Here is a 10,504-nt window from a genome sequence, read left to right on the forward strand (position 1 = left end):
CGCGACCGCAGCCCCGTGAACGCCTCCTAGAGGTGGCCCTTGGGGGCGGTGAGGCGGGTGGACCACTCGTGTTCGGCGAGGGCGAGGCCGCGTTCCAGTGTGTCGAGGAGGGCCGGGCGGCTCACCGACGCCACCGTCGGCTCGTGGCGGGCCTCGGTGCCCCAGGCGGGGCCGCCTCCGTCGCGTACCCGGCAGACGAGGTGCAGTCGGTCGCCGTCGGGGAAGGCGAAGGCCGTCACCTCGTCGGTGCACTCGCCCCACTCCAGGAAGGCACACCGTGCGAGTGCCTCCTCGGTTCCGGACGAGGTCCCGGTGCGGGAGCCGTCGTACATCCACCTCTCGGCGGTGAGAAAGGACTCGGACGGCGAGGTGAACCCCGTCGGCAGCGCGGCCGGCGTGCGGAAGCGGCCGAGCTCGTCCTTGAGCTTCTTGACCAGCAGTGGTGGGTAGAACGCGTTGTCCCACGTGTTCACGTGGAGCCCGCCGACGAAGACGTCGACGCACAGCAGTCCCGGGGCCTGTTCGATGGGGAACTCCAGACCGAATCCGGTCCGCGATCCGACCAACACGTCAACCTCCCCGGCCCCGGCCCCGGCGGGACACCCGTCGCGGGCCGACCCTACTGGACCGGCCCCACTGATCCGCGTTCGGTGCGGGGTGGCGCGGGAGTGGCGCGAAAAGGGGTGAGGGTGGCGTGAAGAGGGTGCACGGGTGGCCAACACGCGCCGATGCTTAGCGGAAACGAGCGGACACGGAGGGTCAGCAAGATGGCAGGCTTTTCGCCGTGACTGTGCACCCTCTCGTACACGAGATCGCCGATGCCTATCTGTCCCTGGTCGACGCCGCCGCGCCCGGACTGGTCGAGGGCCTGTACGTGGTCGGCTCGACGGCCCTGGGCGACTTCCACCCGGCGCGGAGCGACATCGACTTCGTGGCCGTGACCGCCGACCCGGTGACGGGGGAGCAGCTCGCCGGACTGGAGCGTGCGCACGCCCGGCTCGCGGTCCGCTACCCGCGCCCCGCGTTCGACGGCCCCTACCTCACCTGGCACGAGCTGGCGGGCTCGCCGGCACAGGCGGCGCCGGGGCCGCACGTGTTCGGCGGGACGCTCCGGCGCCGGGTGCGGTCCGACCGCACACCGGTGCTCTGGCACACGCTGGCACGGCAGGGTGTCACGCTGTGCGGGCCGCGGGCCCAGGAACTGATGATCGACACGGATCCGCGGGAGCTGGCCGCCTGGACGGTCGGCAACCTGGAGGAGTACTGGCGCCCGTGGTGGCGGCGCTCCTCGCGGCTGGTGTCGGGGCCGGGGCTGGCCTGCCTGAACGGGCGGGGGCCGGCCTGGGGTGTGCTGGGGGTGAGCCGGCTGCACTACACGCTGGCCACCGGGCGGATCGCCTCCAAGCGCGGGGCGGGCGAGTACGCCAGGGTGGTGTTCGACGAGCGGTGGCGCCGGATCGTGGACGAGTGCCTGCGGGTCCGTGAGGACGGGCGGCAGCGCTCGCTCTACCCGAACCCGTTCGTCCGGCGGGCCGACGCGCTCGCGTTCATGGACATGGCGATCGAGAGTGCCCGGCGGCTGGGGGCGGATCGCCTGCCCCTGGGGGAGTGACCGGCCGCCCAGGCCGAAGCCCAGGCCGAAGCCCAAGCCCAAATCCAAGCCCAAATCCAAACCCAGGCCCAGGGCCGGGCCCGGACGCCGACCAAGATCGTTATTGCGCCATCGAAGGCCGGTTTCCAGTCTGATCATCGACTGTTTGGATCTTGGTCCTTTTCGGCATTCGATTCCCCTGTCAGAGTTCTGCCGTGCCACATGTGACATGTCACATGTGGCACTCAGAAGCCCTTGTCAACGAAGAGAAGAAACGAAGAGGAGCGGGATCATGCGGATGAACCGACTCACCCTGACGGCCGCCGGGATCGCCGGAGCGGCGGCGCTGCTGGCGGTTCCGGCCCAGGCGAACGCCGCGCAGGCGACCACCACCGGCACCACCGTGACCTGCGGCGCGTCCGGCCTGCAGGCCGGCCTGTCCACCAAGGTCTGTGCCGAGGTGACCGGCGACAGCGTCCAGCTGTACGGCCAGATCAGCCTGGCGGGCCCGCCGACCCCGGGCACCACGCCGCAGACCGTCGAGCTGCTGACCGGCCTCTCCGGCCAGGTCGTCGGCGGCGCGTCGCTCGGTTCGGTCAGCGGCCGGACCCTGTTCACCGCCAGCACGGTGAAGGTGCCGGGGGTCGGCGGGACCGTGCCGTGCGGCTCCACCGTGCACGGCAGCTTCAGCGTCGCCACCTTCCCGTGGTCGCCGGCCCCGGTGACCGTCGACGTCGTGGTGCCCTGCTGATGACGCGGTCGCTGTAGACCGGTGGCAAATGGGGCGGGCCCGGGGTGCTGGTGACCCCGGGCCCGCCCTGCTCCCTTCCCGCTCGTGCGCGGGCGGACGACCGTGACGACTTGAAGAAATCTTCATCTGCAACGATGATGCTTCCCGCCGAACGGGCCGAACCAGGCCCCATCCAGAGACGTGCAGGGAGAGACGGACGATGCCGGTCCCGCTGTACCAGGCGAAGGCGGAGTTCTTCCGCACGCTCGGGCACCCGGTGCGCATCCGCGTACTGGAACTGCTCCAGGACGGGCCGCGGCCGGTGCGCGAGCTGCTGGCCTCGATCGAGATCGAGCCCTCGAACCTCTCCCAGCAGCTCGCGGTGCTGCGCCGCACCCAGCTGGTCACCGCGACCCGCGAGGGCAACACCGTCGTGTACGCCCTGAGCACGCCGGACGTCGCCGAGCTGCTGCGGGCCGCGCGGCGGATCCTGACCGAGCTGATCACCGACCAGGGGGCGCTGCTCACCGAGCTGCGGGCGCCGGAAGCCGGTGCCGCCGGTGCCGCCGGTGCCGCCGGCGCCGCGCCCGAGGCGAGCGATGACCGGCCCGCCGACCGAAGGAGTGCCCGGGCATGAGCGAGAACACCGGCGGGGCGGAGAACGAGGCCACGCGGGAGGAGAAGGCGCGGCGCAAGGCGATGCTGATCCGGGCGGGCATCTACATCTTCGCCACGCACCTGTTCGCGGGGTTCGTCCTGCTGCTGTTCGCCCTCGGCGACCGGAAGTGACCGGACCGGAGGCGAACGGACTGGAAGCGACCGGACCGGGGGCGAACGGGCCCGGCCGGACCCGGTAGCACGGGACAGGCAGGACAGGACGGGGCGGGACACGACGACCGGTCCCGGCCGGGGAGCGGCCGGGACCGGTTCGCCGCGGTGCGCCGGCCGCCGGGCCGGGATCAGCGCGGGGCGTCCTCCCCGGTGTAGCGGCGGCTGGTGCTGGTCCACGCGTAGACGCCCTCGACCAGTTCCCGGGTGCCGTCGAGGTACCAGCGGCCCGCGGGGTGCCGGAGCAGCAGGCTGCGGCGCAGCGTCTCGCTCTCCACCGTCAGCCCGGCGATCCGGGCCCCGACCGCCCGGGCGGCCCGGCTGCGGGTGCAGCCGCGGATCCGTTGCAGGGTGAGCACGGTGTTGAAGGCCGCGACGTTCTGGCGTTCCTCGCGGTCGGCCGAGTAGAGGTCGTTGATCAGAGTGGCCGCGTCGGCGGTGTTCGCGCGCAGGCGGTGCAGGGCGGGGTCGGCGTGCAGCCCGGCCGGTGCCTCGCCGCCGTGGACGTGCTCCAGTATGTCCATGAACGGGTAGAGACAGCTGGCATGGCGCCGCAGCCGAACGGTCTCGGCCAGGTCGGGCTGGGTGCGGGCGGCCCGGTGGGCGGTCTCCGCGAGGAAGGTCTCCAGACAGGAGCGCCACTCGGCGGCGGCGCGCCGCCGCCAGCCCGGCGGCATGGGGGCGCTCTGGCGTTGCCACAGCTCCCGCCAGGCGTCGAGCAGGTGGGGTTGCGACGTACCCGTGGGAACGGGCCGGCCGTCCAGCACGGCGAGCAGCGGCTCGACGATGGCGCGGGCCTCGGCGGGGTCGCGGCCGGGCGGGCCGTCGAAGCGGTCGTCGAGGATGGTGAACCAGCCGAGGATGTCGATCAGCAGGTCCAGCTCGGTGCCGCGGGCGCGCGGGTAGGAGTGGCCGATCAGCTCGGGCAGCGCGTAGGTGTGGTACCGCGCGAGGTCCTCGGGGGCGAGCAGACCGTGGGCGAGGGCCCAGTCGCTGTGCCGTGCCGCGGCGGCGCGCAGCTCGCGGGGGGCACGCAGCTCGCCGGGGGCGCGTGGCTCGCCCAGCGGGCGCAGGACGTCGGGCGCGCGCCGGGCGGCCGGGCGGGCCGCCGGGGCGGTCGGTGTCTCGGGACGGAGCGGCAGCGCGGTCCGGGGGACGGCGGTGATCTGCCGGACCGCGGTGACCCGGCGGGCCGTGGCGATCTGCCGCACGGTGGTGACCGGCCCGAGGGTGGTGACCGGTCCGAGCGTCGTGAGCGGTCCGAGGTAGGTGACCGGGCGTACGGCGAGGGCCGGGTCGACCGTGATGCTGCGCGTGGTCGTGCCGGTCCGGGGGCCGCCGGTGCGCGCCACCGTGCGGGCCGAGGTCCGCAGCGCGCTCGCCTGCGGATGCTCGGTGGCGGCGGACCGGCGGTTGGCGAGGGAGGACTGGGCGGGGAGCACGGTCGACCGGCGCGGCCCCGCCGGACCGGCTGGCGCGGCGGGGCCGGTGGACCCGGTGGACCCGGGAGCGCCCGCCGGACCCGTCTCACCCGGCCGCGGACCGCGCGGACCGGATTCGGGCCGGCGCGGGCCGATGACCGGGACGCACTGGGCGGGCGCGTCGTCATGGCCGGCCGACGGCGTGCGGCGCGGGCCGACGGCGTGCGGGGCGCGGCCGCCGCGCGGCGTGAGCCGCACGCGCAGGCCCTGGGCCTGGACGGTCGTCCACACCACCTCGCGGGCCCGGGACCCGGGCAGGGCCGTCGGGCGCCAGCGGCGCAGGATGGCGGCGGCCGCCACCGTCAGCTCGGCCCAGGCGAAGGCCTCGCCGATGCACTTGTGCTTGCCGGCGCCGAACGGCAGGAACGCCTGCCGGGCGACGCCCCCGCCGCCCTGGCCCCGTGCCTGGCCCGTGCCGTACCAGCGGCCGGGGTGGAAGCGGAGCGGCTCGGGGTACAGCGCGGGGTCGCGGTGGATCGCGGTGAGGCTGTAGAGCAGCTCGGTGCCGGCCGGGACGAGGTACCGGCCCAGTTCGACCGGCACGGTGGCGGTGCGCATCAGGAAGGCGTTCGGCGCGTGCAGCCGGACCACCTCCTGGGTGACCGCGCGGGTGTAGGTGAGGCGGGCGAGCGCCTCCGGGGTGGGCACGGTGCCGGCCGGGAGGTGCTCGTCCAGCTCGGCCAGGACGCGCGCCTCGATCCGCGGGTGGCGGACCAGCTCGTCGATCAGCCAGGTGAGCGTGGTGGAGACGGTCTCGGTGCCGGCGCCGAACATGGTGATCGCCTCGGAGCGGACGTCCGCCTCGGTGAGCGGCCGGCCGGTGGCGGGGTCGACGGCGGCGCGCAGCAGCGCGGGCAGGGTGGTCCCGCGCCGTCCGGCCGCGCCGGTCACCGGGCACCCGCCGCCGAACGGCGAGTGCGCCGCGGCGCCGGCCGCGGTCCCGCACGTGCTTCCGGTCGCCGTGCCGCCCACGGTCCCGGCGGAGGTGCCGTTGACGGCCTGGTCGACGACCTGGTTGAGCACCCGGACCGCCGCGTCGAAGCGCCGGTTGACCGGCAGCGGCAGCCGGGCGAAGGCCCGGTGCGGGTAGAGCGACTGGACGATCTGGCCCTTCACCATGTCGGGCAGGGCCCGGTGGAAGGCGAGTGTGGCGTCCTCGCTCAGCCGGGCGTCGAACAGCGCCCGGGTGACGATCTCCAGTGCGAGGTGGTTCATCTCCTTGGCCACGTCGAGGACCTCGCCGGGCTGCCAGCGCGCGGCGCGCTCCTCGGTCACCTGGTGCATGACGGCGAGGTACTCGGCCATCCGGTCCGGCCCGAAGGAGGGCTGGATGATCCGGCGGCGGTCGCGGTGGGCGCGGCCCTCGGACATCAGCAGGCCGTCCCCGAAGGCGGTCTTGAGGGTGTCCTGGACGGCGCCGCGCGGGCAGTCGTGGGCGAGGGCCACCAGCAGGGTGTGGACCAGCCCGGCGTCGGTGACCACGCAGACCGTGCGCGGTCCGAGCCGGATCCGGACCACCTCGCCGTGCTGGGCGAGCGAGCCGAGGAAGCCGAGCGGGTCGCGCAGCAGCGCGGGGGCGTGGCCGAGGCCGGGGACGGCGCCCGGGGCGAACGGGGGGAGGGCCGGGCGGCGACCCGCCGAGGCGGTTCTGGGCGGGGCGGACGGTCTGTGGGTCTCGTTCGTCAGGATCATGACATCACCTCTCACCAGATGGACCGGGGGGACGGACCGGTGGGACGGCCCGGCGTGACCGGCCGGGTGTCGGACCGGTCGGCCGGCCCGGCGCTGCGGTACCACCGGAGCCGCCGCCGCGACAGCCGGGATTCGGGGGCCTGTGGACGCAGAACCCCGCGCGCGCCTTGGACAGAGGGCGCACGCCATGGGAAACGCGCCGGTCCCGCGAGCGTTGCGCCGTACTCGGATGGATCACTCCATTGGTGGAGTGTCCTCAAGGTCTGTGCGGCGTGTCCCGATGATGGCGCCCCGGCGGACGCGGGCCGCGCACCGGGTCGCGCGCCGGTCGGCACACCCGTCCGCGCCCCCCTCGGGAAACTCATCGCGAAACCCCTCGGACACCTCCTCGGACACCTCTTCGGGCACCCGCCGGGGCCGTCCTGCCTGGCAGGCAGGGCCTTTCGGCCCTCGGCGGGACGGTGCACACAGGTCCAGCATGGTGCGGAACCAAGGAGGACCCTCTGATGACCCGTCTGCGCCACCGGCCCGCCCTCGACGTCCGTCTGGAGATCCGGGGCGAACTGCCCCGCGAGGACGCCGAGTACGCCCGGGCCCGGTCGCTGGCGCTGATCACGGACCTCGGGCCGGACGCGCACGCCGCCCGGCTGCGGCTCACCCGGCCGCGCGACCGGTCGGTCACCAGGCCCGCCGTCGCCCAGGCCTCGGTGGACCTCGACGGTGCCGGCCGGGTGCGGGTGGAACTGGCCACCGTCACGGTGCGCGAGGCGGTCGACCTGGCGCTCGGCACCCTGGCCGGGCGCGCGGTACGGCTGCGCGAGCTGGGAGACGTAGGCCTGGCCTCGGCGTTCGAGAGCTCCTACCGGCCGCAGTACGCGCGGCGCCCGCTCGCCGAACGGCGGATCGTCCGGCACAAGTCCGTGCGACTGGCCCGCCGCACGCCCGAGCAGGCGGTGCGCGAGATGCTGGCGCTGGACTACCGGTTCCACCTCTTCTCGGACGCGCTGACCGGCCAGGACAGCGTGGTCCACCGCAGGCCGGGTGGTGGCGGGTTCCGGCTGGTCCGGGCGCACTCCACGGTCCGGCTCGGCGGCTCGGGGCTGCCGCTCACCGAGAGCCCGCACCCGGCGCCGCGGCTGGAGCCGGCCGAGGCCGCCCGCCAACTCTGGCTCACCTGCTGGCCGTTCGTGTTCCACACCGATCCCCGTGACGGCCGCGGCCGGGTGCTCTACCGCCGCTACGACGGTCACTATGGCTTGATCACGCCGATAGCCGGAGCCCGCTGACGGGCAGGTAATGATCGGCACGGGCTGACCGGTACACGACCGACAACGGACGAGCACACCCTCAAGCTCTGGACGGGAACTGGGACCATGGACTGCGAAGAAGTCATGCTGACCGTCAGGATCACGGCTGCCGAGCGGGCCCTGCTGCGCGAACTCGCGCGCGGCCACGGCACCGACGTGTCGGACGTGGTCGTGGACGGTCTGCTCGACGTCATCCCCGGCCTGCACGTCCTGCCCACGCTGCCGGCCGGAGCGGTGCTGCCCGGCGCCGCCGGGGACCTGGGCATGTCGCGGCTGCTGCGGGTGCTGCACCGGCCCGCCCCGTGCGCGGTGACCCTCTGGCTGCCGGCGCCGGTGGCCGACCTGCTCCCGCTGGTCGGCGAGCGGATCGCCGCCGTCAGCGGGCTGCGGATCGGCCCGGCGAGCGCGGCGCTGGCCGCCGCCCTGCGGTTCTGGCTGACCGGGGACCCGCAGCGGCTCGCCGCGGGCCTCGCCGGCCTGCACCGGCACGGCGCCCCCCGCCTCGCCGTGCAGCGGCTCGACGTCGCGGCCTGACGGCGCGGGCGGGCGCACCCCGGTGGGTCCGGTGGGTCCGGCGGAACCGGGTGGAACGAACGGAGCGGGCCCGGCGGACCGTCCGGTTCCGGCCGGTCGGCGCACGCCGCGACCGGGGGGCGGCTGGGTGATCGAGGGCGCGTACGGAGGCGTGCCGGGGGCGGCCGGGCGCTCGTGACGCCTCGTCGGTCCGCCGCCCGGTGCGGGCCGGACGGACACCCGCCCGATGGTCGACGGACCGTCGGGCCGGGCGGGGCCGGAGCGGTTCCTGGGGGTCAAGTGGCATGTCCTGGACGGGAAATTAGCTGGTCAGAGCTCTGGTCACGACCTGCGCGCAGGTCTAGCATTCCGGTCACGGCAACCGGCGTCCGGACCTCCGGACGACCGGTGCGGTGGCCGCCACCACCCCCTGCCGGGGAGCGTACACCCCCCGAGTACGCTCCCCGGCGCCGCTGTGTGCGCGGTGCCCGCCTTCCCGCGCCCGTTCCCGGCGCTGCCGCGGTTCGTCCGCCCCGCGCTCGGTCGCTGCATCGCCCGGCGCGCACCCCCGCCGCCCTCGGTGCGCGCCCCCAGCGGGGCGCGCGCGCTCGCCGCGCGCCCTGGGGTGCGCCGAGGCTGGGCGCCGGACGGTCCACCGTTCGGGGGAACCGGCGCATGCGAACCGGTCGTCCACCACCCCGACGGGCATCACCGGGTGCCCGACCGAGGGAAAGGAGCGTCCGGTCATGCGCAAGGTTCTGATCACCGGCGGGGCGGGCTACATCGGAAGCACCGTGGCGTCGGCCCTGCTGGACGCCGGCATCACCCCCGTCGTCCTCGACGACCTCTCCAAGGGCCGGCCCGAGTTCGTCGAGGGCCGGGTGTTCTACCGAGGCGACATCGCGGACGCGGAACTGGTCGACCGGATCTTCGCCGAGCACCCCGAGATCGACGCGACGCTGCACTGCGCCGCCCGGATCGTCGTCCCCGAGTCGGTCTCCCGGCCGCTGTTCTACTACCGCGAGAACGTCGGCAAGACCGTCGACCTGCTGGAGTCGCTCCAGCGCAACGGCTGCACCCGGGTGGTCTTCAGCAGCTCGGCCTCGATCTACCGGCCCACCCCGACCGGCCGCGTCGACGAGTCCTGCCCGGTCGAGGCGAACAGCCCGTACGCGCGCACCAAGCAGATGATGGAGCAGGTGCTCCAGGACTGGACGCGCGGCGAGGGGGCCGGCGGGACGCGGGTCATCGCGCTGCGGTACTTCAATCCGATCGGCGCCGACCCGCAGCTGCGCACCGGGCTGCAGGACCTCGCACCGACGCACGCGCTGGGCAAGTTGATCGAGGCGCACACCAACGGCACGCCGTTCACCATCACCGGGACCGAGTGGGAGACCCGGGACGGTTCGGGCATCCGCGACTACATCCACGTCCAGGACGTCGCCGAGGCCCATGTCGCCGCGCTGGTCCGGTTCGACCGGGTGATCGCCCCCGGGGCCGCCGAGCGCTACCGGGTCGTCAACGTCGGTACGGGCGACGGCACCACCGTCCGCGAGCTGGTCGCCGCCTTCGAGCAGGCGATCGGCGCGAAGCTGGACGTCCGGGAGGCCGAGCCTCGGCCGGGCGACGTGCTCGGCTGCTACAGCGATGTGACGGCCGCGCGCGACCTGCTCGGCTGGACGGCGCGCCGGACCATCGCCGAGGGGGTCGAGGACGCGCTCGCCTGGCGGTCGCACTGGGCGTCCCGCCTGGCCGCCACCGTCTGAGCGATCCTTCGGGACACCGACCGGCGCCGCCCCCGGACCGCGTCCGGCCGGGGGCGGGGTGCCGCTACTTGGACTCGTCGAGACCGTTGATGAAGCCCTTGGCCTTGTCGGCGGCGGTGTCGATCTGGCCGCTGTACTTGCCGTCGGTCTTGTCGTCGATGACGTCGGCGACCTTGTCCAGGCCCTGGGTGATGGCGCCGCTGTGCTCACGGGCGAGGTCGGTGGCCTTGTCGGCGAGGCTCTTGAGGTTCTCGAACATGATGGTCCTTCTGTTCGTCCGGCGCGGTTCGTGGCCATCCTAGCCGCCGCTGACCTGGTGTTTCTCCGGTGCGGAGGCCCGGCGGGATGACTTCGCGGGGGTGGGTTTGTATGCTCCTGGCTTGCTCTACAGGATTGTAGAAGTTTGCTGGCGGCACTCGGAAGGGGTGTGGGGCATGACCGGGCGACGAGCGAGAACCTCGGACCGGGAGGCGGAACCGCGCCCCGGCGCGTCACCCCTGCCCGGCTGACGGACAGCACGGTGCACGGCACCGTCGTCCAGGCCGGGCGCGCGGACGTCGTCATCCGGGCGTCCGACCCCGTCGAGCAGACCGTCC

10 protein-coding genes are annotated in these 10,504 nt (G+C 74.3%); 7 read left to right on the plus strand and 3 right to left on the minus strand.

What is annotated here, in order from left to right; translation table 11 throughout:
• Positions 1 to 26 precede the first annotated feature (26 nt).
• Positions 27 to 569, minus strand: coding sequence for a hypothetical protein (locus ABT093_RS36595; RefSeq protein WP_350571671.1), 543 nt, complete (start codon positions 567 to 569; stop codon positions 27 to 29).
• 215 nt (positions 570 to 784) lie between these two features.
• On the opposite strand from ABT093_RS36595, the gene ABT093_RS36600 reads away from it, so the two are divergent.
• The 4 genes from ABT093_RS36600 to ABT093_RS36615 all read left to right on the plus strand — a co-directional run bounded on the left by ABT093_RS36600 (position 785) and on the right by ABT093_RS36615 (position 3,110).
• Positions 785 to 1,612, plus strand: a complete 828-nt coding sequence (locus tag ABT093_RS36600) for a nucleotidyltransferase domain-containing protein (protein ID WP_350571672.1) — start codon at positions 785 to 787, stop codon at positions 1,610 to 1,612.
• Between the two features lie 271 nt (positions 1,613 to 1,883).
• Positions 1,884 to 2,342, plus strand: coding sequence for a hypothetical protein (locus ABT093_RS36605; RefSeq protein WP_350571674.1), 459 nt, complete (start codon positions 1,884 to 1,886; stop codon positions 2,340 to 2,342).
• Between the two features lie 199 nt (positions 2,343 to 2,541).
• The gene (locus ABT093_RS36610; protein WP_350571675.1) at positions 2,542 to 2,958 is read left to right on the plus strand and encodes an ArsR/SmtB family transcription factor; all 417 of its coding nucleotides are present in this window, start codon (positions 2,542 to 2,544) and stop codon (positions 2,956 to 2,958) included.
• Positions 2,955 to 3,110 carry a DUF6126 family protein gene (locus ABT093_RS36615; protein WP_350571676.1) on the plus strand — a complete coding sequence of 52 codons (156 nt, stop codon included), beginning with the start codon at positions 2,955 to 2,957 and terminating at the stop codon, positions 3,108 to 3,110. Before ABT093_RS36610 ends, ABT093_RS36615 begins: the two co-directional genes overlap by 4 nt.
• 170 nt (positions 3,111 to 3,280) lie before the next feature.
• On the opposite strand, the gene ABT093_RS36620 is transcribed toward ABT093_RS36615, so the two are convergent.
• A complete protein-coding gene (locus ABT093_RS36620; protein ID WP_350571677.1) occupies positions 3,281 to 6,322 on the minus strand; it encodes a cytochrome P450 in 3,042 nt (1,013 codons plus the stop codon).
• A 506-nt stretch (positions 6,323 to 6,828) separates the two neighbouring features.
• Between ABT093_RS36620 and ABT093_RS36625 the strand changes: the two genes are divergently transcribed.
• The 3 genes from ABT093_RS36625 to galE all read left to right on the plus strand — a co-directional run bounded on the left by ABT093_RS36625 (position 6,829) and on the right by galE (position 9,908).
• Entirely contained in the window at positions 6,829 to 7,608 is a 780-nt protein-coding gene (locus ABT093_RS36625) for a sigma 54 modulation/S30EA ribosomal C-terminal domain-containing protein (protein ID WP_350571679.1), read from the plus strand.
• 87 nt (positions 7,609 to 7,695) lie between these two features.
• The gene (locus tag ABT093_RS36630) at positions 7,696 to 8,163 is read left to right on the plus strand and encodes a hypothetical protein (RefSeq protein WP_350571681.1); all 468 of its coding nucleotides are present in this window, start codon (positions 7,696 to 7,698) and stop codon (positions 8,161 to 8,163) included.
• Positions 8,164 to 8,888: 725 nt separating this feature from the next.
• Positions 8,889 to 9,908 carry a UDP-glucose 4-epimerase GalE gene (galE, locus tag ABT093_RS36635; protein WP_350571682.1) on the plus strand — a complete coding sequence of 340 codons (1,020 nt, stop codon included), beginning with the start codon at positions 8,889 to 8,891 and terminating at the stop codon, positions 9,906 to 9,908.
• Between the two features lie 64 nt (positions 9,909 to 9,972).
• Here the strand turns inward: galE and ABT093_RS36640 are convergent, their stop codons facing one another.
• Positions 9,973 to 10,167 carry an antitoxin gene (locus tag ABT093_RS36640; protein WP_350571684.1) on the minus strand — a complete coding sequence of 65 codons (195 nt, stop codon included), beginning with the start codon at positions 10,165 to 10,167 and terminating at the stop codon, positions 9,973 to 9,975.
• Between the last annotated feature and the right edge of the window lie 337 nt (positions 10,168 to 10,504).

Source organism: Kitasatospora sp. NPDC002551 (assembly GCF_040296005.1).
Classification (GTDB): domain Bacteria; phylum Actinomycetota; class Actinomycetes; order Streptomycetales; family Streptomycetaceae; genus Kitasatospora.